We start from the raw sequence: 23,369 nt of genomic DNA, 5'->3' as shown, positions 1-23,369 counted from the left end.
GCCTCGATCGGGGGAACCTTCATGACCGTGCTCCTTGAAGTCGCGGAATGCCGGAGGTCCAGAGCCGGGCAGTGACGTCACGTCCCAGTGAGGCCGTGGCGTGACAAAACCAAAGTGGCATAAGAAGCGGTCACAGTGGCTCAGATTTCTGATAACCCCGGTTATCAAAGCTTCGGGGACAGATAGGAGACTGTCGAAGATAGAGTTCTGCTAGTCCGGCTGAGGCGCCGGGGCTGCAGGCCCTGTACGAGTTACGGGGACCGGAAACCGGAAGGGGTCAAGCCCCGATGCCCATCGCGCACCATGCGACTGATCCCATCCTGCCTAAGCGGATGCCCTGGCAGATCACGTACACAGAAATCGGGGCCTTGGCCCAGGTCAAACGTCCCGTTGTCACTACCTGGGTTCGGCGCTACCCCGACTTCCCCCAGCCGGTGCGTCAAAACGGCACCCGCCCGCTGTTCGACGGCCGCGCGGTTCTCGACTGGCTTCTGGCCACAGGCCGGGGCAACGCAGACGCCCGCCACCTGCGCGCCGAACTCGCCCTGCACACCCTTACCGCCTGGAACGAAGTACTGCCCGGCCCCATCCTCATCGAGGTCCTGACCGCGCTGATCTGCCTGCGCCACCAGGACAACCAACCGCTCGACGACGACGACTGGCCGGAGCTGGTCGTACGCGCCCGTTATTTCGACGAGGAGGACTCCTTCCTCCTTCGCGAGATCGAGGCAGCCGCTGACGCGGGCGAGCGTCTCGCCGACCTCAAGGCGGTGGCCGACGAACTCGTCGAAGCCGCCTACTCCCCAGCCGAGGCGTTCACCTGGGTCCTCGACGCACGCCGCCGCCTGGGCGCTCACAGCCTGGCCGCGGATTGTGTCACCCAAGCGATGGCCCAGTGCATCGCACGCCTATGCGGCATCGGCGAGATGGAAGCCAGTCGCACCATCGGCATCCCGCATCTACGAACCGGTGACCTCCTCGCCGCGCTGCGCGCCGAGGACACCACAGACACCGGGCACCTGTACCTGGGCTGCGAGCCAGAGCCGTCGCTCGTGCGCCTGTCCCGCCGACGCGCGCTGGTCCTCGACATCATGGAGTTCCAGCTCGACCTCCGGGAAGGCAACGACCTACCCAGCGAAGACCTTGCTGACCCGGACATCATCGCCGCTGTCCTTCCCTATGAGGCAGGCGAGGGCCGCAACCCGCTGACCACATTGGAACGCGTGGAAGCGCTGACTGATCTCCTCCGCGAGGACTGCAGCGCTGTTGTCCTCGGTCCCGCCGAGGCTCTCGTGCAGGCCCTGCCCGCGCATGGCGATGCCGATCGACTGCGTCGTGCTCTGGTCGCTTCCGGCCTGATCAAGGTCGTGGTCAACCTCCCCGGCGGGGTTCTGCACTACCGACCCGGTTATCGCACCGCCCTGTGGGTGCTTTGCCGGACCCCGCGCAGGAAGCGACAGGGCCTCGTCCTCCTCGTCGATCTTTCGTCGAAGGACCTGACTGACCGAACTCTCGAAGTACTCGCTGAGGACGTGCACATGTGGCGCGCCGCCGGTTGGGTCAGCGATAGCCATCATGACCCCCGCCATGGCGTCATTCTCCCCGTTCGGAACCTTGCGGACCGGCCAGGTATCGCTTTCACAACGCAACAGCGCTCACAAGCCAGCCGCTACACCCGTGCCGTCATCGACCGTCCTGTGCAAATTTCCGAACTAGAAGTCCGCCTGAACCAGCTAACCAACAGCGCCCGCCGCCTACATGACCTGCGCGGCGAACTACGCACCCACGCGGCACTGCGCCCCGCCGACCAACAGATACGGCGCACCTCAGTCACCCGTCTCCTCAAGGACCGTCGCCTGCGCCGCCTTCCCGGCCACCGCATCGCCGCCGAGCACATTCGCTCTGACGGCCACTATGACGTCCTCACCCCAGCTGAAGTCGTGGGAACAGCCCCTCCCGGCACTCACCGCATCGACCGCACCGTGCTCCTGACCGTCTACGAGCACGCCGAGTTCACCGAGCCCGGTGACGTCGTCGTCACCGCCAACCCCAGCTTCGGCGCTTATGTCGATGAGATTGGCCTGTCGGTCGTCACCTTCCCCGCCCGCGTCCTGCGCATCCGTCCCGGTGCCGAACGACCGCTGCGCCCTCGGGTTCTGGCCGCGCTGCTTCGCACGGCCGCCGCTCAGCAACGCCGTACCAGTGGAGCTGTACGGGCCGCTCGCCGTATCGAGGACATCCTCATTCCCGACCTCGACCCGGAAGAGGCGGTCCGCTACGACACGCTGCTCGCCGAGATCACCCAACGGGCCGCACTCCTGCGCGATCAGGCCACCGCCCTAGAGGACCTGAACCGGCTGACTGCCGCCGGACTCACCGACGGCACCCTCACCGTCCTCAATCCCGACCTCCCAAAGACCACGAGCTGAAGGAGACCAGCACCTCATGCCCCCCAGGCAGAAGAAAGCCGTAGAGGCGCAGGCGGAACTGTTCACCGCTTCCACGCCCAAGGAGATCCAGGCCATCCTCTGGAAGGCCGCCGACAAGCTGCGCGGCTCCATGGACGCCGCCCAGTACAAGGAGTTCGTCCTCGGCCTGATCTTCCTCAAGTACGTCTCTGACGCCTTCACCGAACGCCGTGAGGCCCTCGCGAAGGAACTTGCAGAGGAAAGCATCTCCGAGGAACAGATCGCGGAGTTCTTGGAGGACCAAGACGAGTACACCGGCCACCACGTCTTCTGGGTCCCCGAGGACGCCCGCTGGTCTTCCATCGCCGCCCGCGCAAAGAGCGATGGCATCGGTCTAGTCCTCAACGAGGCGATGGCCGCCGTCATGAGCGCGAACGCCTCTCTGACCGGCGTCCTCCCCAAGATCTTCAACCAGGACAACGTCGACCAGAAGCGCCTGGCCGAACTCGTCGACCTCATTAGCGACGCCCGCTTCACCGGGCATTCCGACAAGCCTGCCCAGGACATCCTCGGCGAGGTGTACGAGTACTTCCTCGGCAACTTCGCGCGGGCTGAGGGTAAGCGCGGCGGCGAGTTCTACACCCCGCGAAGCGTCGTCCAGCTCTTGGTCGAGGTGCTGGAGCCGTACGAGGGCCGGGTGTACGACCCGGCCTGTGGATCGGGCGGCATGTTCGTCCAGGCCGGCAAGTTCATCGAGGCTCACCGGGGCCGCACTCACAAGTCCGACATCGCGGTATACGGCCAGGAACTCAACGAGCGCACCTGGCGCTTGGGCAAGATGAACCTCGCCATCCACGGCATCGATGGCGACCTCGCCGCACGCTGGGGCGACACCTTCGCTGAGGACAAGCACCCGGACCTCAAGGCCGACTACGTCATGGCCAACCCTCCATTCAACATCAAGGACTGGGCGAGGAAAGAATCCGACCCCAGGTGGAAATACGGCGTTCCGCCGAAGTCCAACGCAAACTACGCCTGGCTTCAGCACATCGTCAGCAAGCTCGGTGAGAAGGGGACGGCAGGCATCGTCCTGGCCAATGGCTCGATGAGCTCGCAACAGAGCGGTGAGGGCGAAATCCGCAAGGCGCTCATCGAGGCTGACCTGGTGACCTGCATGATTGCGCTGCCCTCGCAGCTGTTCCGTACGACCCAGATCCCGGCCTGCCTGTGGTTCCTGGCGAAGGACAAGGGGCCCCAGGGCGCGAAGCGCCTGGAAGATCGGCGCGGCGAGATCCTCTTCATCGACACCCGCACCATGGGTGAGATGGTCGACCGCACGGAGCGCGTACTGACCGTGGACGACCTCGCCAAGATCGCGGATACGTATCACGCTTGGCGTGGCACGGCCTCGGCGAAAGAGGAGGGCCGGTCGTACGAGAACGAAGCCGGGTTCTGCTTCACAGCCGACCGGGAGACGGTACGCAGCCACGGGTACATCTTGACTCCGGGGCGGTACGTGGGCGCCGTCGAGGCCGACGACACCGACGACGAACCCATCGCTGAGAAAATCGACCGGCTGACGAAGGAGCTCCTCGTTCACTTCGAGGATTCTTCATGCCTCGAAAAGGTCATCCGTAAGCAACTGGAGCGAATCGATGTCTGAACGCACAGTCAAGCTCTCTGAACTGGTTGGCGAAAACCTACTCGAAATTGGTGCCGGTCGGCCACGCTCTGTCGACTTGGACCGCTACCCACTCCCTATTCTCAAGGTCGCTGATGTCCTGGACGGCAAGATTGAGTCATCGTTCCAGGATTATGTTTCCGAGGCTTGCGAACAGGTAATGGGGCTTAAAATCTCTATGCCTGGCGATATCGTCCTAACCACTAAGGGGACTGTCGGGCGCGTCGCTATCATGCCCGCCGAGGGACCGCGCTTTGCTTACAGCCCTCAGTTGTGCTATTTCCGGCCAGACGCCAATGGCCCACTGAAGCCACGATATATGTACTACTGGTTCAAGAGTGTCGATTTTTGGAAACAAGCCGATGCCCTTAAGGGGCAGACCGACATGGCCGATTTTCTTAGCTTGGGCGACATTTACTCGCTCAAGCTGAGACTTCCTTCCCTGGCGCAGCAAGCCAGCGTAGTCGACATCCTCGGGGCGCTGGATGACAAGATCGCTGTCAACGAGCGCATCGCTTCCACCATGGAAGAGCTGGTACTGGCTGTCGCTTCTAGCGACCGCTGGGAGAGGCGTGTTCGACTTGACGAGATTTGTGCGCTACGCAAAGAGCAGGCCGCTCCGCAGGAGATGGCAGACGCCTGGGTAGATCACTACAGCCTGCCTGCATTCGATGCGGGAAAATCCCCTGAGCGGGTATCGCCGATGTCCATCAAGAGCAGCAAGTTCGTGGTTTTCGCTCCAGCAGTGCTGCTCTCCAAGCTGAATCCAGATATCCCTCGAATTTGGGATGTAGAGCCGACATCTGGAATTCCTGCTCTCGCCTCAACCGAATTCCTTGTTCTCGGTCCCCGTGCAGACCTGTCCACCCACGAGCTGTGGGCAGTCGTCGCGCAGAAAGGGTTCATCGAAAAGCTTGCGTCGAAGGTCACAGGCACTTCGAAGAGCCATCAGAGGGTTCGGCCTGCGGAGGTGCTTGCGACTGAAGTTGTGGACCCACGCCAGTTCGGCACCGCAGGACAACGGATCCAAAGTATGGCTCGCAGGGCTGCTACTGCTCGTGCGGAGTCCCGCACCCTTGCTGCTCTCCGGGACACTCTTCTTCCCCAGCTCATGTCGGGCCGTCTCCGTGTGAAGGATGCCGAGAAGATTGTCGAGGACCAGGCATGACGCACACACCGCACGACGACGCCAACTTCCGCCCCTACGAAATCGACTGGGAGCACCTCGCCCTCGGCGAGCTCGGCGAGCTTGCCTGGCTCCCTGGCAACGGCAATGAGTTCGCCCCCGGCTCGGGCCACCGCGCTGCCTGGGACGACCTGATCCTCTACCCCGACCTGCGCGAGGCCCTCGAGCGCCTCAACCCTGCCCTCCCCCCGGACGCCGTCCGCGACGCCATCGCTACCACGGCGACGCCAACCTCTCAGGACGCATACGAGGAGAACCGGACCGCGCACGGCTACCTCACCTCCGGCATCCGCTCCGTCACGTACACCGACGAGTTCGGCGCCGAGCATAACCCCACCGTCCGACTCATCGATCTGACCGACACAGATCCTTCTTCGAACGCGAACTCCTATCGAGTCATCCGCCAAGTCACTGTCATCGACGGCGAAAAGAACCGCCGCTTTGACCTCGTCCTGTACGTCAACGGCCTGCCCTTGGCCATACTCGAACTGAAGCGTGCCGGCGACGAGGGCGCCACGCTCGAGAATGCACACACGCAGATCAGGCACTACGCCCAGGAACTTCCCACTGCCTTCCGCTACAACGCCGTCGTGCTGCTGTCCGACGGCGTCACCGCGAAGTACGGCACTCCCTTCACCCCGTACGAGCACTTCGCTCCATGGAACACCGACGAGTTCGGTGCCCGCGTTGACACCCTCGACGCCGACGGTCTCGCCGAGTCCGGACAGAATCTGGCCTTGCACGGACTGTTCACCCAGGAGCGGTTCCTCACTCTGCTCCGCTCCTTCATCAACTTTGTCCCGTCGAAGCACATTAAGCGCATCGCCAAGCCTCACCAGTACTTCGCCGTCACCCGCGCCGCCAATGCCGTACGCGAGGCCACCGCCTCCGACGGTAAGGCCGGCGTGGTCTGGCACACCCAGGGCTCCGGCAAGTCCGAGGAGATGGTGCTCACCACCAACCTCGTTACCCGCGACCCCGCTCTGAACAACCCCACCGTCGTCGTTATCACCGACCGCAACGACCTCGACGACCAGCTCTTCTCCACATTCCAGGAGAGCGAAATCCTCCCGGAAACACCCCGCCAAGTCCTCACCCGCGCTGAACTCCGTGAGGAGCTCGCCGCGAAGCGCACCGGCGGCATTCTCTTCACCACTCTGCAGAAGTTCGGGAAGACCAAAGCGGAGAAGGAGTCGGGCGCCGATCACCCGCTCCTCTCCGAGCGACGCAACATTATCGTCGTGGTCGACGAGGCCCACCGCAGCCACTACGACAACCTCAACGGTTACGCCCGCCACCTGCGCGACGCCCTCCCGCACGCCACGCTCCTCGCCTTCACCGGCACCCCGATCACCGAGGCCGACCGCAACACTCGCGAGGTCTTCGGAGACTACATCGACATCTACGACCTCAAGCGAGCCGCCGACGACGGCGCGACCGTAAAGGTCTACCACGAGAGCCGTGTCGTGCAGCTGGTCCTCGACAAGGACGTCGACCCCACGAAGATCGACGAAGAGGCCGACCAGATCACCGAGGGCCTCGACGACTCGGAGCGCCGCCGGATCGAGCAGGCCGTGGCCACTATGAACGCTATGTACGGCGCTCCGGCCCGGATACGTGACCTCGCCGCCGATCTCGTGGAGCACTGGGAGGCCCGCCGCGAACGCATGAAGCCGTTCGTTGGCGTCTCCAAGAAGCCCGGAGGGGCGGCTGGCAAGGCAATGATTGTGTGCGCCACCCGCGACATCTGCGTCCGCGTCTACGACGCCCTCAAGGAGCTGCGCCCCGAGTGGCACAGCGACGAGGTCGACAAGGGCGCTATGAGGATCGTCTTTTCCTCGGACTCGCGTAAGGACCCCGAACACCTCCGCGCCCACGCCCTACGCGACTCCCAGCGCAAGGCTGTCATCAACCGGTCCAAGGACCCCGACGACGAGCTCGAACTTCTCATCGTCAACAACATGCTCCTGACCGGCTTCGACGCCCCGCCGATCCACACCATGTACCTGGACCGCCCCCTCAAGGGCGCCAACCTGATGCAGGCCTTGGCCCGTGTCAATCGCCGCTTCCGCAACAAGGAGGACGGCCTCCTTGTCGGCTATGCCCCCCTCACGGAGAACCTCCAGCGGGCCATCGCCGAGTACTCCACTGACGACCAGGCTGATCGCACCCTCGGCCAGGACATTGACCGGGCGCTCGACGAGCTGCGCAACGAGTACGACATCCTCGACAACATCCTCACCGGCTGGGACTGGCGCGCGCTGCTGGCCAAGCCGTCCCAACGGGCATTCATCGAAGCCGCCTTGCGCACAGCCAACCACCTACGCGACCCACGCACCCCGGGTAACAACCCCGAGGAACTCGACAACCGCAACGACACCATCAGCCGTCGCTTCCGGGAGCACGCCCACCGGCTGGAGCGGTTCTTCGCACTCGCCGGCTCCTCCTCCGACATCGGCTCACGCTTCCCCGACCACCCCCAGTGGAAGCGCGACATCCAGTTCCTCGTCGAGGTTCGTGCTTACATGGCGAAGCTCGACGCGATGGACCGCGAAGCCCGCGGCCTGCCCATCGCCCGCGACATCGCGCTGTACCTCTCCCAGCTCACCTCCGCTGTCGTCGAGACGGGCGGTGTCACCGACCTCTTCGCTGAGGCTGGACTGGAAACCGCCGACCTCACCCATCTCAACGATGCCTTCGTCGCCCAGCTCCAGGGCAGCGAAACTCCGCACTTGGCCGCCGAAGCTCTGCGCCGACTCGTCGAGCAGAAGATGCGCGAGGTCACCCGTTACAACATCGTCCGCCAGATGACCTTTTCCAATCGCCTCCAAGACCTGATGGTCAAGTACATGAGGCAACAGCTCACCAGTGCGGAAATCATCGCCCAACTGGTCGAGATGGCAAAGCAGATTGCGGAAGACGCGAAGCGCGGCGAGAGGTTCGACCCCAAGCTCAGCAACGACGAACTCGCCTTCTACGATGCCGTCGCCGATCTGGGCAGCGCCCGCGACCTGATGAGTGACGAAATCCTCGCTGGTATCGCCCGCGACCTCGTCACCCAGATCCGCCAACAGCTCAAGCCCGACTGGATCTCTCGCGAACCCGTCCGCGCGAAGCTCCGCACGACCATCAAGCGCCTCCTCGCTCGGCGCGGCTACCCGCCAGAGGACGCCCCCAACGCTATCGAATTGGTCCTCGAGCAGATGGAGCACTTCGCCAACAAGTGGGCGACACAGGCGTAACCCTGCTTCGGAGCATTCGGGAAGAGGGTTGTAAGTCACGTGCTCCCGGATGCGCACGATCAGGGGCAGCGAACGTGTGCGGACTCCACGACGAGTCGGCCGTACTAGGCGGACGGTCGAGCATATCGCTCGGTGCCCGGGGTTCGTTTGTCCTAGGACGGACGGGTGTCATCGATTCAACACTGGCGTGGGGCGCTCGTTCCGTCATCGCCGAGCACCCCGACGACACACGGGCAGCACCTTGGTTGACGACAGCGCCCCACCGCGGGATGCCCGAGACCAGTGGGTAGGCCCCGGCTCGCGGCGACGTACGGTTCCTCCCGGTGCTGTCACGAGTCACGTGGTTTTTCGCAGACACCGGAACTGGTACCCGTTCGCCTTGGTCACGGTCACGTCCGCGAGCCCCGCTTCTTCGAGCTGACAGCTGAACGCAGCCGGGCCGACAGGAACGAACGTGTCATGGACGTGGCCGCGACGGATCGGTTCGCTGTTGATGGAATCGATGCAGCAATGCCGCTCCGGGACGCAGGAGAGCATGCAGGCGTACCAAGAGCCGGTCCTGTGCTTCGGCCGACTACACGTGATGCAGCATCGAGAACCAAGTCGCCGCCGAAAACCGATTCAGGCCCTGCTGTACAGCAGCAAAGTACAGCAACCAGGGCCGCCAGCAGTGACCCTCAACGAACCTGGCACCACCTCTGACCTGCGCAGATGACTCCACCAACCACCCCGCGCATGATTCGGGACGAAGAGGCCGTGGGTTCAAATCCCGCCACCCCGACCAGCAGGTCAGAGGCCCTATCGGAGAAATCCGGTAGGGCCTCTGGCGCGTTGCCGGCACGAAGTTACAGCAACTACTCCGACTGCCGACGTCGAACGCCATGCGTAACGTGGAGGATTTCCGTAGCCCCCGTTGCAGGGATGCCGGTCTCTACCAAACCGGCGCCCCCGTGCGGGGTGGGCGGTCCGCCTCGGGTGTTGCGGGTGTCTGGGCTCCGAGAGCAGGGCGTCGTGGTTCGAGGAGGGCGGTCAGGACGACGGCGGGGTCTGCGTCCGGTGGGCCCGCCGGCCACCAGGTGCCTCGGGACTTGGTGTACGGGTACCACAGTCCGTCCTGGCCCAGCCGGAGTTGGGCGTCTCGCCCCTCTACGGTCCAGCGGTTGCGCCAGGCGCGGAGTCGGGGTGGTTTGTCGTCCGGCCAGTCCGCGCGCAGCGCCTTGCGGTCGCGCTCCAGGCGGGGGGTTGGTGGTGTCCAGGCGTTCTCCAGCACGTCCAGGGATGCCGCCCCGCCGTGCCGCCACGCGTGGGTGGCGAGGGTGAGCTCGCCGGGGGTGCGACCGCAGTTCGAGGAGATCCGGGTGAGGACCTCCGTCGTGGGGTGGGCGACTGCGAGGCGGACGGCGTCCTGCCATTCGCTGAGGGGGACGGGCGGGGCGGTGTCGGCGTGCCGCTCGCCGAGGGCTCCGGCGAGCAGGTGGTGGGCGCGCGTCGCGGCGTCGGCGGCGAGCAGTTCGAGCGCGGCGGGGTCGACACCGGGTTCCGGGAGGGCCGAGTCCACCAGTGCGGGGCCTCGGCCGGGTCGTTCGGGTAGCCGCGGCGGTGCGGGCAGGGGCGGCAGTTCGGCGTGGGAAGCGAAGGCGGGCCCAGCGGGGTCGCCGGCCGGAGCCGGGGGCGCGACCGGGGCTGTGCCTGTGGTCGCCGCGTACGCTGCGGCTTCGGCGGCTTCGGCGGCTGCGCGAGCGGTGTTGCGACGGCTGAGCTCGTCCATCAACTCCCGCTCGCCGCGCCCCCGCAGGAGCAGCAGCACGAATGGATCGCGGTCCAGCAGTCGGGCAACCTGATAGCAGAGCGCGGCGGCGTGTTTACAGGGGTAACCCCAGTCGGGGCAACTGCACTCGGGGTCGAGGTCCCTGGGACCGGGCAGCAGCGGGACACCGGCGGCCACGGCGTCATCGGCGAGCCCGGCGGGCATCTCGCCGTCCAACAGAGCGGCGATGTTGGCGGCCCGCTCGGCGATCATGTCGAGCAGCTGGTCCCACTGTCGGTCGGTCAACTGCTCGACCCGGACCGTGGAGCGGTACGGGGTGCGGCGGCTGCCCTGTACCGAAGCGGCGGCCGAACCTTGGGCGACGGTGACCTGGCCCACCGCTCCGCCACGCGCGTAGGTCCGGCCGCGCTGCAGGCGGCCGGAGTCCAGCGAGGACTCCTCCAGGGCGCGCAGCCATTCGCGGCCCCACCAGGACTCGGCGAAGGGCGCTCGGCTGCCCTTGGTCGGAGGGAGTGCCTCGAATGTGCGGGCGACTTCCCGGTGCGACCGGGTGTGCCTGGTCATCGTCCCGTCCTTCGCAGCGTGACCAATTCGGCCAGTTCACTGTCGCTCAGTTCGCTGAATGCCGCCTCGCCCGAAGCCAGCACCGAGTCGGCCAGTTCGCGCTTGTGCCGCAGCATCTCGGCGACCCGGTCCTCCACGGTCCCCTCGGCGATCAGTTTGTGCACCTGTACCGGCTGGGTCTGTCCGATCCGGTAGGCGCGGTCGGTGGCTTGGTCCTCCACCGCCGGGTTCCACCAGCGGTCGTAGTGGACGACGTGTCCGGCTCGGGTCAGGTTCAGGCCCGTCCCGGCGGCTTTGAGGGACAGCAGGAACACCTTTTTCTCGCCGGCCTGGAAGGCGTCGACCATGTCCTGACGGCGTTTGACCGTGGTGCCTCCGTGTAGGAAGAGGGTGTCCACGCCGCGGTCGGCCAGGTGCCGCTCGATGAGCCTGCCCATGGCCACGTACTGGGTGAAAACCAGAGCCGATTCCTCCTCGGCCAGGACGGTGTCCAGGAGTTCGTCCAGCAGTTCCAGTTTTCCGGAGCGGCCCGGCAACTTCGTCCCGGCACCTTCCTTCAGGAACTGCGCGGGGTGGTTACAAACCTGTTTGAGGCCGGTGAGCAGCTTCATCACCAAGCCGCGCCGGGCGATGCCCTGCTTCTCCTCGATCTCGGCCATGAGTTCGCGTACCAATGCCTCGTACAGCGAGACCTGTTCCTTCGTCAATGACACCGGCTGATCAGTCTCGGTTTTGGGCGGTAGTTCGGGCGCGATACCGGGGTCGGACTTGCGCCGGCGCAGCAGGAAGGGACGTACCAACGCGGCCAGCCGCCGGGCGGCCTGCTCGTCACGGTCACCCTCGACGGCCTTGGCGTAGCGGTCACGGAAGGAGGTGAGCGTGCCGAGCAGGCCGGGGGTGGTCCAGTCGAGCAGTGCCCACAGTTCGGACAGGTTGTTCTCGACCGGGGTGCCGGTCAGCGCGACCCGAGTCCGCGAGGGGATCTTGCGCAGCGCCTGGGCGGTGTGCGCGTACGGGTTCTTGACATGCTGCGCCTCGTCGGCGACGAGCAGGCCCCAGGGCTGCTCCGCGAGGCGTTCGGTGTCTCGGCGCATGGTCCCGTAGGTGGTCAGGACGAAGCCGCCATCGGCTCCCGTGTCGAGCCCCTCCAGGTCGCGGCCGGGGCCATGGAAGCGGCGTACCGAAGTGGCCGGTGCGAAGCGCCGGATCTCACGCTCCCAGTTGCCGAGCAGTGAGGCGGGACAAACCACCAGGGTCGGGCCGGCGGTGGCCTTTCGTTCCTGGCGGCGCAGGTGGAGTGCGATCAGGGTGACGGTCTTACCCAGGCCCATGTCGTCGGCGAGGCAGCCGCCGAGCCCGAGCGAGGTCATCCGGTGCAGCCAGTTCAGGCCACGCAGCTGATAGTCGCGCAGGGTCGCGACCAGGGCCTTCGGTGGCCCTTGGGGCTCGCGCGCGGCGCGGGCCTCGGGGGCGGCGATTCTGGAGCGCAGATCTTCCAGTACGCCGCTCGCGGTGACCTCCACCTGTTCGCCGTCCACTTCGACGCTGCCGGTCAGCACGGCGCCCAGAGCGTCGATCGCGGTCAGCGACGGTGTCCCGGACTGCGCGGCCCGTCGCAGCCGGCGGACCAACTCCGGGTCCACGACCACCCACTGGTCACGCAGCCGCACGATCGGCCGGTGGGCCCGGACCAGCCGTTCCAGCTCCTCCTCGGTGAGTTCCCGGTCTCCGAGCGCGATCTGCCAGCGGAATTCCGTCAACCCGCCGGAGGACAGGAAGGACTCGGCCGAGGACTGCGTCCCCCTGCGGCGCGCGGGTTCCAGGACCCCGGTGGCGGTCAGTTCGCGTACCAACTCCTTGGGCCAGTGCACGGCGACCCCGGCTGCGGAAAGGCTCTCGGCTGCCTCGCCCAGCAACGCCTGGGCCTCCTCGTCGGACAGCTCGATGCCGGTCGGGACAGCCGCCTCCAGCAGCCGCGCGGCCGGGGACCAGGCGCGTGCGGCTCGACGCAGCGTCAACAATGTGTCCACCTGAGCCCGTGGGCCGAACAGTTCAGGGGCGAAGGCCCTCCCGGACCACAAGTCCGCGGCGTCGGCGAGCACGGTGGGATCGGCCAGGCTGCGTAGTTGGACCACAGCCCGGAAGGAGTCGAGACCGCTCAGTTGCAGCCGCAGAGACACCGCCAGACCCGTGTCCCGGCCGGCAGCGACCTCCGCCGCCCAGGCGCGCTGCCGAGGCACGGACTGCGGCGCTCGGACCGCGAATGCCGGTCCGCCGGCCACGTGGCGGGCGGCGGGAGGCCGCATGAGGGAATCGGCCACGGCGTCCAGGAAGCCTCGTAGCAACGGCTCGGCCACCGGAAGGGCAAGGGGGGAGAGGCCGGGAACCGCGACCGCGCGGGCCTCGGCAGGCATGGCCGCGGCCAGGGCACCCAGCTGCTCGTGGTCCTCGACGTCCAGCGGGCCGACCCGCCACGCGTCGAAGCCCTCTGACGACACCCCGGGCAGCACCCTGCCCCGGGCCAGCAGGCCCAGACCGTGCAGGGCCGCCGCAGCCCAGAACGCGATGCCGGCCGACACTGCCCCGCCCCGCTCCGCGCCGAAGGCTCGGCAGCGGGTCAGCAGCGGCAGCGCCTGCTCCACCGGCAGCAGCACGGCGGGCACCCGGGCCCGGCTCACGGACGAGCCGTGCGGGCGCACCACGGTGATTTCCTCGGGTTCCACCCCGAGCACCGGCGACTCGCCGTCGGGCGTCCAGAACGCCACCCGTCCCGACCGGGGCGGATCTGCGGGAAGGAACACCGCCTCGCCCGCAGCGAGTTCGGGCAGCACAGCGAGCAGTCGGTCCCGGTCCACAGTCCTCGACTCGGCCGCGGTCTGCCCGCCGGATTCGGACGGGCGTGGGGTCGCGGGTTCTGCCAACGGGTAGATCTTCGTCACCGCACCCACTCCTGGCACCGCTCCACAGCTGTTCGAGACGACGCGAAATCGCGCATACCCCCGGCAGGCCAAGGCTATCTGCACAGGTGGACAGGAAGTGTCAAAAGCGGCTTCGTCCACTTTGGGCAGTGCGAGAAGATGGCGCCGGTACCCACTGCGGACAGTCGCGGCGCATGCCCGGCTACGGCCCCCGCACGGGTTCCGGAATCCGTCTCCGCCTCAAGGGAATCTTCGCTGTGACCTCCGAGCCCGTGCCCACGTACCAGCTGAAGATCGCCCTGCGAGACACCGGTCCGCCGATCTGGCGCCGGATCACCCTGCCCGCCGACACCTCGCTCGGCTGCCTGCACGACATCGTCCAGGTTTGCTTCGGCTGGGACGGCTCGCACCTGCATGCCTTCGCCGAACCCCACTCCGGTCGCCGATTCGTCGACTTCGGCGCACCGTTGGAGTGCGATCCGGGCCACGACTTCGACGAGGAGTCCGTGTCCGTGGCCGAGTTGCTGCCCTACGAGGGCGGGCGGCTGGAGTACACCTACGACTTCGGCGATGACTGGCGACACCTGGTCACCCTGGAGAAGATCCTCCCTGCGTCCACCGGCAACAGGCACGTCCACTGCACGGGTGGACGTCGCGCAATGCCCTACGCCGAGGACACCGGCGGTGCCGGGGGACTGCAGGCCGTACTCGACGCCGTCGCGGACCGCTCCACGCCGGCCCCCGAGCCGTGGACCGAGCTTGTCGAAACCCTGTGCGCTGAGGGGTTCGACCCCGCTGCCTTCGACCGCGACGCCTTGGACCGGCAGCTGGCCACGCTGGAGCCGCGGCCGCCCACGGGCACTCCGGTATCCAGGTCGGCCGGGACCGCCCCCGGAGGGCAGCGCTGCTCCTGCGGAGAGATGCACGACGACGAGGATCTCGATATGGAGTTCGTCGCGGTGCGCCCTGTCTCCCTGGCACCGCGCACGGAACTGGCCGCCGCCGCACGGCGAGTGCCACTGATCGCCTCGGCGCTCCGCCTGGCCCACTGGTGCCGGGACGGACGAGCCGTCACGTCCCGGGACGTGCTCAAGCCCGCACTCGGCCGTCGGGCCGTCCAGGAACTCGACCTGTGGACCCAGGACGACGAGTTGAGCGCACTCGGGCCGGCGGAGCGTGAGCAGCGGCTGGGACGTCTGCGCAGCTCCGGTGACCTGCCGTGCCTGGACGACCCCTGGCGGCTCGCCCTGTACGCGGACCTGGTGAAGATCGGCGCGGGCACCGCACGGCCCGGTACCGGGCTGCCCGCAACGGCGGGAGACGAAGGAGTCCTGGAGCTTTGGTGCACGTCGCTCGAGGACGAACTCGACACCCTGAACGACCTCGAAAACCTCGGCCTGCCCCCGGTGCTGTTGGCGGTGCTGGGCATGCGGCGCGAGGACGGCGAAGGCTTGGCTGCGGCCGTGCTGCGGGCTCTCTACGAGGTTCCCGAGGGCGAATGGCTGGACACAGCGCTGCTCGTCGGCGCACTCCGCGACGGCCTCCCCGAGCAGGAAGCACGATTGGTCGAACTACTCCTTGTGCAGACCCTTGAGCACGCGGCCGTGGTCCTCGCCGAGTACCGGGCGGCGGAGGTGGAAGAGGGCCCGCAGGCGTCCCGGGAGCCCGGCAACATCGTCGTGGACATCCTCGGCGTCAGGGGAGTCACCGAAGGTGGCGATGACACTCCGCTGCCTGGGAGCCGACTCAGGCTGACCCCGCTGGGACGCCACGGCATACGCGAATACCTGCTCGCCGAGGGAATCCCCGCTCCACTGATCGGTGAGCTGGCCGACGTCGACGCCCCGACCCTGCTGGACGCCCTGCTCGACTACGACCAGGACGCGGCCCGCGTCGAGATCGCCGGCTGGATCAGCCACCGAGGCCAGGGCCCGGCCGCAGTCCAACTCGTCGACTCCTGCGCCGGGTTGACAGCCGACGCGGCCCTGCGTCGGCTGAGCGCGGCAGCGGTGCTGGCGGAACTCGACGATCCCAGAGCGCTCATGGTCCTGCGCAAAGCCGCAGCCTCCGAGGTCCCCGGCTGCGCCCAGGTCGCGGCGATCACGCTGGTCGGCCACGGTGAGGTCCCCGAGGGGCACGGCCCGGAACTCCAACTCTGGTGGCTCGTCGATCATCTGTCGGGTCCGCTCGGCGTCGCCGACGAGGCATTCGCCGAATTCCTTGACCAGGAAGGGCACCTGGTGCTGCCGCTCCTGGAACAAACCGCCGACGAGCTATGGCGCTGCGACCACCCCGCCACCGGCGCCGTCCTGGAAGCGGCGGGGCGACACCTGAGGGCCCGGAACAAGGCGCTGGCCAAGCGACTGCGCAGGTCCGCGACCAAGGTCGGATCCCAGCGTCGGCGATGAAGTCGAACGTGTGGCGAGGCAGTCGGCAAAACTGGACGACGCGGAACAGCACCGGCCGACCAGCGAGGTCTTCGGCCGTTTCCCCATCCACACCCGCAGGATCGAGGTGCGACCCTGCGGAGCCCACATGGCACGGACCGGAGGCAGCAGGGACAGCGAACCATTACATCGATCACGCCGTGCCACCCTCGACGCGGGCATCCGCGCCCGCCACCAAGCCTCGACGCCCGTCATAGCTACAGCTCCGGCCTGAGATGAGTACCACCGTTGTCGCGTACGGCACTCCAGACCGCCCCTACGTCAGCGTCCGTCAGGCGGGCCAGTGCTTCGGGGGCGACGCATTCGGATCGGTGACCTGCACGCGGTTGTGACGTGAGGGATCAACAGCCGTCAACGACACCAAGCGCTGTCCGTCCGCGGCTTCAAGCTCGGCGATCGCGTGCGGCAGCGCCGCACACACAGTGGCTATCGCGGTCCCGAGACCGACCAGGCCGCCGTGCTTGTTGTTCTGGCGGTACTGGATTCGGTGAAGCCCCGACTCCGCGATCGCAGCGACCTCCAAGGCGCGGTTCAGCTGCTTCACATCATTAGTGATGATCGCATTGAACCCCGCCGCCTTGGCCTTCGCGTACAGCTCGATGTCCTTCGTGCCGACCCAACCGTCCAAATCGTGGACGTGCACGACCTGGTGCGCTGCCAACAGGATGCGCACGATCTGGGCCATAGGCCGGGGGACGTTCTCATCCAGCAGCAGCTTCAAGCCACGACCTGCCGGGGTCCGTCGTAGCTGTCCACGTAGTCGCTGAAGTCAACCGCGTCGCGCGCAGCTGCGGCAGTGACCCCCGGGTAGAAATCACCGATCCGGTCCGTGGGTACACCGTCTCGTACCAGAGCAGCCACCTCCGCCGCCGGAATGCGGGTGCCGTGGATGACTGGCTCGCCGCCACGCACTGCAGCGTCCACCGCAACGTGGTCGCGTGGATTCAGCAGGTCCGGGATGTGCCGGCCGTCCTTGTAGAAAGGGGCGAGGACATCCACCAGCTGGTGGATGACCAAGTTCCCGCCCCGGATCAGGTCAACTGCTTGCTCCTGTTCCGCAAGGTAGATCGTGTCCGCATCCGCTACCAGCGCGTAAGACGACAGATGCTCGCGTTCCCCCAGATCACCGCGGAGCGTGCCCACCGCCCTACGGATCTTCTGCAGCGATGTCTCCTTGCGGAGCTTCACGCAGGCCCGGAGCGCCATAACGTCACGAAAGGAGTACAGGATTGGGCGCGAGTCAGAAATTTCCGGTACCAAGAGCGCATCCTTGGTGCCCAAAGCACGCCGCCAGTGGGACAGCTGCCGCAACGTGGCACCGGAAAGAGCCGCAGCGAGCTTGGGCTCATACGACACCGCGCTCCTCCTGTCCGTCCCCTCGGAGCACTGACGGTACTTCATTCTCCTGGCCTGCACCTCTGACCAAGGAAGATGCCCGAACCGCGTACATTCCATCCGGCGGTCGGGGAGGAAGCAGTTCGGCCGGGACCTACATGCGGGCACGCCGCAAGAGCCTGACCTCGTAACAGCGCCGGCGCAGATCCTGCTGTACAGCAACCAGGCCCGCCGGCAGTGACCGTTTGCCGTAACCCGGATTGGCCATTGGGGGCACTTGCGGGCGCTGGGCGGCGTTAAAGTCTTCACAAGCCATGGCATCGTCTTTCGTGGTTCACGATCAAAGTCGCTCGGATCTCGATCCTCGACGCCCGCCGCCCGAAGCCTGCGCTTCGAGCCTCGGGCCGGGCGAAGCAACCCTGCGGACCGTCTCCTCGCCGAGCGAATCAACAGCCGACGGGGTCGCCGAGCCACCCCATCATCGAGGCCCTCGCTGTTCCTCGTGGTGAGTACTCAATTCCGCGTACACGACCTTCCCCGCCCCTGACCCGGCGATCACCCCCCAACTGGTCGCAACGCAACCGACCAGGACCAACCCCCGACCGCTCTCGGCGTCCGCGGCCGGCTGCGACGTGCTCACCGGTCGTCCAGGGTGAGCGTCGGCCACCTCGACCCGAACGACACCCGTCGCCCTGTCGTAGACCAGCCGCAGAGCGAACTCGGTGTCCGGAACACAGCCGTGCAGCACGGCGTTTGCCGCGAGTTCTCCGACGATCAAGGCCACCGAGTCGGAAACCCGACTGCCGTACGGGATGCCCCAGACTGCCAGTTGATGCGTGGCCAGACGGCGGGCGCGGCGTGCGCCGCTGCCGGTCGCCGCGAAACGCTGCGTGAACACGTGCGCGGTGGCGCTGACTTGCGTAAGCGGAAATGTCATGACCCAGATGTCGCAGCTCGGCGATGTCACGAACAGGGACCGCACCAGTACAGCCCGATCTGTACTGGTTGACGGTATGGACCGGTCCGGTGACGGATGGTGACAATGAACTCTGTTGCCGGGGCACGGGGACGGAAGGCGGCAGGAATGACGGCGGACAACGGCGGTAGGTGCGGTGAGCCCGAGTTGTCGGACAGTCTCAAGACGTTCGGCGTGGTCCTCAAGGCTCTCCGAGACGAAGCTGGTTTGACGCAAGAGGAGTTCGCGCCACTCGTGGACTACTCGGCCCACTACATCGCCAAGATCGAACAGGGCAAACGCTTCCCGCCGAGGGACCTCGTGACTCGCTCCGAAGCCGCGCTCGGAGCGACTGCGGGGCGTGTACTGAAGGCAGCGGCGAAGAGTCTGACCCGGAAGCCGGGGTTGGCCTCGTGGTTCCGGCAGTGGGCGGAGATCGAGGAGGACGCGGTATCGCTGTACGCATACGAGTGCCGCGTAGTGCCAGGACTGCTCCAACCCGAAAGCTACGTTCGCGCTGTGTGTGGCAGTCGACTTCCGCCCTTGACGGACGACCAACTCGAAGTTCAGGTCGCTGCACGGCTGGAACGTCAGCGATTGCTGAAGGAGAAGGGCAACACCGCGTTCGGGTTCGTCGTCGAGCAATCGCTCATCGAGCGTCAAACGGGAGGCGTCGATACCACTCGTGACCTCATCGATCACGTGATCGCGTGCGCACAACTCCGAAACGTGGAAGTTCAGATCATGCCTCTGCGCCGGAAGGATCACGCAGGGCTCGACGGCGCCTTGTACCTTGCAGAAATGGCTGGTAACCAGTGGTTCGGTTATTTCGAGGGGCACGATCACAGTGCACTCGTCACCCGCACCGAGCACATCAGCGGGCTTCTCCAGCGCTATGGGAAGATGCGCTCGCAGGCTCTCGGCCTGGAAGCTTCCATTGACCTGCTTGAGCAACTGCGGGGAGCGCTATGACCGCCACTAATGCGGAGTGGTTCAAGAGCAGCTACAGCGGCACAGGGGGCGGCAACTGCGTCGAGGTCGTCGTAGACCCTGAGGTGGTTCGTGTTCGAGACTCCAAGGACGTACGGATCCAGCCCCTCGCCCTCTCGCCCACCGCCTGGTCCCGCTTCACCGCGCACACGGCAGGCACCACAGTCTGAACACCGCGACGGCGGGTTCCGCCGCCCCGACTGCCGTCAGGGGCCGTGTCGGAGCGATCCGATACGGCCCCTGATGCTTTGCGGGTCAGGTGGTGGCCAGGGCCTCCGTGGGGGACAGGCGGGCGGCGCGGATGGCCGGGTAGAGGCTGGCGATGGCGCCGATGAACAGGGTGGCGGCGAGGGCGCCGGTGGTGGACCAGGCGGGGACGACGGTGGTCCAGGAGCGGGTGGTCGCGTAGGCGGTGGTGACGGTGATGCCGATCAGGACGCCGCCGAGGCCGCCGAGGGCGGACAGCAGCAACGACTCGGCGAGGAACTGGAGTCGGATCTGGCCTCGGGTGGCGCCGAGCGAGCGGCGCAGGCCGATCTCGGCGCGGCGTTCCAGGACGGTGATCACCATGGTGTTGGCGACGCCGACGCCGCCGACCAGCAGGGCGACCCCGCCCAGGCCCAGGAGCAGGCCGGTGAGGGCCTCGTCGGTGGCCCGGCGGGCGGCCAGGGCGTCCGAGGGGCGCGAGACCTTGACCTCGTTGGGCGCCTTCGGGTTGGCGGTCGCCGGGAGCACCACGCGCACGGCGTCGACGGCCGAGTCGGCGGAGCGGGTGTACACCGTCGTCGGGTGGCCGTCGAAGCCGAGCCAGGTCTGCGCGGCGGGCCGGCCGACCAGGGCCGCGCCGTCCAGTTCGGGGGCCAGCGGCACCGGGGCGAGGATGCCGAGGACGGTGAACGAGCGGCCGCCGAGGTGGACCTGTACGCCCTCCCCCGCCGTCGCGATGCCCAGCCGCCGGGCCGCGGCCGAACCCAGGACCACCGTCGGATACCGCTCGGTCGCCCCGTTGAACCAGACCCCGTCGGCCACGGTCGCGCCCACCGCGGCCGGCAGGTTCGCGTACGCGGCGAGCACCGCGATGCCGCCGGTCTGAGCGGCCGGGATCCGGTCGTTGCGGTAGACCTTGGCGTCGGTGACCTTGCCCGTCGCCGCGACCTGCTCGACCGGTCCGATCCGGGAGATCATCGCGACCGACTCGATGGGCAGGGTCACCTCGCCGCCGGTCAGGCTGTTGCCCGGGCCGACGGTGAGCAGGTTGGTGCCCAGTTCGGCGAGGCGCCGGTCCAGGTCGGCCCGGCTGGACGAGGAGATGCCGACCACCGCGATCATCGCGGCGATCCCGATCGCGATGCCGAGCGCGGACATGAACACTCGGGTGGGCCGGGTGCGCAGGCCCGCGCCGCCGACCCGCAGGACGTCGCGCGGGCGTAGTCGGGCCGGATTCGGGGGCGTGCTCATCGGACCACCTCGCCGTCGCGCATGGTGATCTGTCGAGGCAACGCAGCAGCGATGTCCCGGTCGTGGGTGATCACCAGGACCGTGGTGCCGCCCGCGTGCAGGTCCCGGAGCAGGGCCAGCACCGCCGCCCCGGCGGCGCTGTCCAGGTTGCCGGTGGGCTCGTCGGCCAGCAGTAGGGCCGGCTCGCCCGCCAACGCGCGTGCGATGGCCACGCGTTGCCGCTGGCCGCCGGAGAGTTCGTGCGGCAGGTGGTCGAGCCGATCCGCCAGGTCGACCCGGTCCAGGGCGGCGCGTGCCCGGGCTCGGCGCTCGTGGTGCGCGATGCCCATGTACAGCAGGCCATCCGCGACGTTGTCCCACGCGGTCCGCCCGGACGCAAGGTGGAACTGCTGGAACACGAAGCCGATCCGGCGGGCACGCAGGGCGGACACCTTGCGATCGGAGAGCGCGGCGACGTCGTGGCCGTCGATGCGGACGATCCCGGCCGAGGGCCGGTCCAGCGTGCCGATCAGGTGCAGCATGGTGGACTTGCCGGAGCCGGACGGGCCCACGATGGCCGCCAGTTCGCCGTGTTCGACCGACACGGAGACGTCGCGTACCGCGATCACCCCGCCCGGGTACGCCTTGGTCACGCCGTCGAGTTCGACCACCGCGGTCATGTCGGCATCCCCACGGTCGTGCCCTCGGCGAGACCGGCGCCGGAAACCTCGACCCGGCCGCTCGCGAACATGCCGGTGGTCACCGCGATCACCCGGGTGCCGGCGCCCTCGATCAGCTGCACCCCGTAGCCGCCCTCGGCGAGCGTAAGCAGCGCGGATACCGGCACGGTCAGCACCTGTTCGCGCTTGTCGGCGGTGAAGGCGACCTCGACCGAAGCCTGGTCCAGCCCGGCCGACGCGTTCGGGTCGTCGAAGGCAACGGTGACCACGAGCTTCGTGGTGGCGGTCGAACCGTCGCCGCCATTGCCGCCGCCAGTGCTGCCATTGCTGCCGCTGCCGCTGCTCTCGTCGACCTTGGTCCGCGTCCCGGTGACCTTCCCGGTCGCCGTCCTGCCATCCGGCAAGCCGACACTCACCGCAGCATTCGCACCGGCCAACCGCCGGTCGGCCAGGTTGAGTTCGGCGGTGACGCCACGCACCGTGCCGGTGTAGGTGAGCACCACGTCCCCAGGCTTGGCGGCGTCCGTCACGTGGGCCTTGACCGTGTCCACCCGCACCGGACCCGAGGCGTAGGCCACGCGCCCGACCTCGACCGTGCCGTTCTGCGGCAGCCCGACCGCCTTCTGCCACTTCTTCACCGCCGTCGCGGTCGCGTCGGTGTACTTCTCGTCCACTGTGAAGCCCCGGTAGCCCAGGTCCCACAGGTTCTGCTCGAACTGCTTGACGTCGGCGCCCTCGACGCCCGACGCCAGCGCGCGATACGTCGGCAGCGAGCCGTACAGGAGCAGCACCGGTACGTTGTCGACCCGGTAGAGCTCCTTGCCCCGCCCGATGACCGAGCCGGCCGCCGGCAGCGTCGTCACCGTGCCGGCCAGTCGCCCGTTCAGCGTGGTCGAGTCGCCGTAACTCAGCGTGCCGGTCTGCTTCTGCGTGTCCACGAGCGTCTGCCGGGTCACCTTCGCCGTCGCCGGCGGCGCGACGCTGCGCGGTCGATCCGACCGGTCGGCCGGGAAGCCGATCCCGGTGGCGGCCACCGCCCCGGCCCCGACGGCCAGCACGCCGGCCACGGTGAGCAGCACCCGGCCGGTCCGGCGTCGGCGCCTGGGGTTCGCGGCCGTCACGCCTTGGCCCCGTTCCCGGATGGTGCGCCACCGGTCATGCCGGGCCCGTTGGGTCGCAGCGAGGCGCACGCCTGTTCGGCTGCCTTGAACTTCGGGTCCCTGGGATCCATGCCGTACAGGCTCTCGTCGCGCTTGACCGGACCGGCGCCGCCGAATCCCGGGTCGGGATAGCGCGGCACGCCGTTGTCCCGCATGCACTGCGCGTACTTGCGCAACTGGTCGGTGACCTTGGGGTCTTCCTCCCCCTTCTTCATGTCCCCGCCGGTGGGCAGGAAGTTTTTGCAGGCATCCTCCGCCCCCTTGATGCCCTCCGGCGTCACGCCCTCGGGGAGCATCATCTTGAACCCGCCGCTCTCCCCGGGCTCCGGATCGGAGAAGTTCGAGACGCCGTGCTCGCGCATGCACTTCGCGTAGGTCAGTGCCTGGTCCTCGGCGCTCTTGCCGGCGCCCGCACCGGCGGTCCCGGCGCTGCTCGTGGGCTTGCCGGAGCCGTTCGCCGAGGCCACCGTCGCCCCGCCGCCGTCGCTGCCGCACGCGGTCGTCGCCACGAGCAGCAACACCCCGAGCGCGAGTCCCGTTCTGCCGCGCATGCCGCCTCCTTCGTCTGCGGCCGGGGCATTCCCGGCCGCGCACCCAG

16 protein-coding genes are annotated in these 23,369 nt (G+C 67.5%); 7 read left to right on the top strand and 9 right to left on the bottom strand.

The window, feature by feature from the left end; translation table 11 throughout:
- Positions 1-287: 287 nt before the first annotated feature.
- From ABZS54_RS04455 to ABZS54_RS04440, 4 genes are read left to right on the top strand one after another with little or no spacing between them, the layout of a single operon-like run.
- The gene (locus tag ABZS54_RS04455) at positions 288-2,429 is read left to right on the top strand and encodes a hypothetical protein (protein WP_355530950.1); all 2,142 of its coding nucleotides are present in this window, start codon (positions 288-290) and stop codon (positions 2,427-2,429) included.
- A 16-nt stretch (positions 2,430-2,445) separates the two neighbouring features.
- Positions 2,446-4,071 (top strand): class I SAM-dependent DNA methyltransferase, encoded by a 1,626-nt coding sequence (locus ABZS54_RS04450; protein ID WP_355530948.1) that lies wholly within the window; start codon positions 2,446-2,448, stop codon positions 4,069-4,071.
- Positions 4,064-5,257 (top strand): restriction endonuclease subunit S, encoded by a 1,194-nt coding sequence (locus ABZS54_RS04445; RefSeq protein ID WP_355530946.1) that lies wholly within the window; start codon positions 4,064-4,066, stop codon positions 5,255-5,257. Before ABZS54_RS04450 ends, ABZS54_RS04445 begins: the two co-directional genes overlap by 8 nt.
- Positions 5,254-8,517: a type I restriction endonuclease subunit R gene (locus ABZS54_RS04440; RefSeq protein ID WP_355530944.1), complete on the top strand. Its 3,264-nt coding sequence runs from the start codon at positions 5,254-5,256 to the stop codon at positions 8,515-8,517. The genes ABZS54_RS04445 and ABZS54_RS04440 overlap by 4 nt, the downstream gene beginning before the upstream one ends.
- Positions 8,518-9,448: 931 nt before the next feature.
- Here the strand turns inward: ABZS54_RS04440 and ABZS54_RS04435 are convergent.
- Together ABZS54_RS04435 and ABZS54_RS04430 are read right to left on the bottom strand one after the other, a co-directional pair.
- The gene (locus tag ABZS54_RS04435) at positions 9,449-10,849 is read right to left on the bottom strand and encodes an SWIM zinc finger family protein (RefSeq protein ID WP_355530942.1); all 1,401 of its coding nucleotides are present in this window, start codon (positions 10,847-10,849) and stop codon (positions 9,449-9,451) included.
- Positions 10,846-13,704 (bottom strand): DEAD/DEAH box helicase, encoded by a 2,859-nt coding sequence (locus tag ABZS54_RS04430; RefSeq protein ID WP_355531080.1) that lies wholly within the window; start codon positions 13,702-13,704, stop codon positions 10,846-10,848. The genes ABZS54_RS04435 and ABZS54_RS04430 overlap by 4 nt, the downstream gene beginning before the upstream one ends.
- Before the next feature lie 320 nt (positions 13,705-14,024).
- Between ABZS54_RS04430 and ABZS54_RS04425 the strand changes: the two genes are divergently transcribed.
- Positions 14,025-16,175 carry a plasmid pRiA4b ORF-3 family protein gene (locus tag ABZS54_RS04425; protein WP_355530940.1) on the top strand — a complete coding sequence of 717 codons (2,151 nt, stop codon included), beginning with the start codon at positions 14,025-14,027 and terminating at the stop codon, positions 16,173-16,175.
- A 310-nt stretch (positions 16,176-16,485) separates the two neighbouring features.
- On the opposite strand, the gene ABZS54_RS04420 is transcribed toward ABZS54_RS04425, so the two are convergent.
- The 3 genes from ABZS54_RS04420 to ABZS54_RS04410 all read right to left on the bottom strand — a co-directional run bounded on the left by ABZS54_RS04420 (position 16,486) and on the right by ABZS54_RS04410 (position 18,486).
- Positions 16,486-16,935 carry a DUF5615 family PIN-like protein gene (locus tag ABZS54_RS04420; protein WP_355530938.1) on the bottom strand — a complete coding sequence of 150 codons (450 nt, stop codon included), beginning with the start codon at positions 16,933-16,935 and terminating at the stop codon, positions 16,486-16,488.
- Positions 16,932-17,570, bottom strand: coding sequence for a DUF433 domain-containing protein (locus ABZS54_RS04415; RefSeq protein WP_355530936.1), 639 nt, complete (start codon positions 17,568-17,570; stop codon positions 16,932-16,934). The genes ABZS54_RS04420 and ABZS54_RS04415 overlap by 4 nt, the downstream gene beginning before the upstream one ends.
- A gap of 457 nt (positions 17,571-18,027) precedes the next feature.
- Positions 18,028-18,486 (bottom strand): ATP-binding protein, encoded by a 459-nt coding sequence (locus ABZS54_RS04410; RefSeq protein WP_355530934.1) that lies wholly within the window; start codon positions 18,484-18,486, stop codon positions 18,028-18,030.
- A gap of 147 nt (positions 18,487-18,633) precedes the next feature.
- Here ABZS54_RS04410 and ABZS54_RS04405 point away from each other — a divergent pair, with 147 nt between their 5' ends.
- Both ABZS54_RS04405 and ABZS54_RS04400 read left to right on the top strand, forming a co-directional pair.
- Positions 18,634-19,476, top strand: coding sequence for a helix-turn-helix transcriptional regulator (locus ABZS54_RS04405; protein WP_355530932.1), 843 nt, complete (start codon positions 18,634-18,636; stop codon positions 19,474-19,476).
- Positions 19,473-19,664, top strand: a complete 192-nt coding sequence (locus ABZS54_RS04400; protein ID WP_355530930.1) for a DUF397 domain-containing protein — start codon at positions 19,473-19,475, stop codon at positions 19,662-19,664. The genes ABZS54_RS04405 and ABZS54_RS04400 overlap by 4 nt, the downstream gene beginning before the upstream one ends.
- 85 nt (positions 19,665-19,749) lie before the next feature.
- Here the strand turns inward: ABZS54_RS04400 and ABZS54_RS04395 are convergent, their stop codons facing one another.
- Genes ABZS54_RS04395 through ABZS54_RS04380 form a run of 4 tightly spaced genes read right to left on the bottom strand, consistent with a single transcriptional unit; the run spans position 19,750 to position 23,322 of the window.
- Positions 19,750-20,952: an ABC transporter permease gene (locus ABZS54_RS04395; protein ID WP_355530928.1), complete on the bottom strand. Its 1,203-nt coding sequence runs from the start codon at positions 20,950-20,952 to the stop codon at positions 19,750-19,752.
- The gene (locus ABZS54_RS04390; RefSeq protein ID WP_355530926.1) at positions 20,949-21,611 is read right to left on the bottom strand and encodes an ABC transporter ATP-binding protein; all 663 of its coding nucleotides are present in this window, start codon (positions 21,609-21,611) and stop codon (positions 20,949-20,951) included. Before ABZS54_RS04390 ends, ABZS54_RS04395 begins: the two co-directional genes overlap by 4 nt.
- A complete protein-coding gene (locus ABZS54_RS04385) occupies positions 21,608-22,732 on the bottom strand; it encodes a peptidoglycan-binding domain-containing protein (RefSeq protein ID WP_355530924.1) in 1,125 nt (374 codons plus the stop codon). The genes ABZS54_RS04390 and ABZS54_RS04385 overlap by 4 nt, the downstream gene beginning before the upstream one ends.
- Positions 22,729-23,322 (bottom strand): hypothetical protein, encoded by a 594-nt coding sequence (locus tag ABZS54_RS04380; protein ID WP_355530922.1) that lies wholly within the window; start codon positions 23,320-23,322, stop codon positions 22,729-22,731. The genes ABZS54_RS04385 and ABZS54_RS04380 overlap by 4 nt, the downstream gene beginning before the upstream one ends.
- Between the last annotated feature and the right edge of the window lie 47 nt (positions 23,323-23,369).

Origin of the sequence: Embleya sp. NPDC005575, assembly GCF_040605455.1 — a bacterium.
Taxonomy (GTDB): domain Bacteria; phylum Actinomycetota; class Actinomycetes; order Streptomycetales; family Streptomycetaceae; genus Embleya.
The sequence above is the reverse complement of the archived record's forward strand: the minus strand, read 5'-3'. Positions and strand labels throughout refer to the sequence as shown.

Excerpts from the sequence above, each read along its gene's own strand:
- ABZS54_RS04455 (WP_355530950.1), top strand. The coding sequence starts at position 288 with ATGCCCATCGCGCACCATGCGACTGATCCCATCCTGCCTAAGCGGATG.
- ABZS54_RS04450 (WP_355530948.1), top strand. The coding sequence starts at position 2,446 with ATGCCCCCCAGGCAGAAGAAAGCCGTAGAGGCGCAGGCGGAACTGTTC.
- ABZS54_RS04445 (WP_355530946.1), top strand. The coding sequence starts at position 4,064 with ATGTCTGAACGCACAGTCAAGCTCTCTGAACTGGTTGGCGAAAACCTA.
- ABZS54_RS04440 (WP_355530944.1), top strand. The coding sequence starts at position 5,254 with ATGACGCACACACCGCACGACGACGCCAACTTCCGCCCCTACGAAATC.
- ABZS54_RS04435 (WP_355530942.1), bottom strand. The coding sequence starts at position 10,849 with ATGACCAGGCACACCCGGTCGCACCGGGAAGTCGCCCGCACATTCGAG.
- ABZS54_RS04410 (WP_355530934.1), bottom strand. The coding sequence starts at position 18,486 with ATGACATTTCCGCTTACGCAAGTCAGCGCCACCGCGCACGTGTTCACG.
- ABZS54_RS04405 (WP_355530932.1), top strand. The coding sequence starts at position 18,634 with ATGACGGCGGACAACGGCGGTAGGTGCGGTGAGCCCGAGTTGTCGGAC.
- ABZS54_RS04400 (WP_355530930.1), top strand. The coding sequence starts at position 19,473 with ATGACCGCCACTAATGCGGAGTGGTTCAAGAGCAGCTACAGCGGCACA.
- ABZS54_RS04395 (WP_355530928.1), bottom strand. The coding sequence starts at position 20,952 with ATGAGCACGCCCCCGAATCCGGCCCGACTACGCCCGCGCGACGTCCTG.
- ABZS54_RS04390 (WP_355530926.1), bottom strand. The coding sequence starts at position 21,611 with ATGACCGCGGTGGTCGAACTCGACGGCGTGACCAAGGCGTACCCGGGC.
- ABZS54_RS04380 (WP_355530922.1), bottom strand. The coding sequence starts at position 23,322 with ATGCGCGGCAGAACGGGACTCGCGCTCGGGGTGTTGCTGCTCGTGGCG.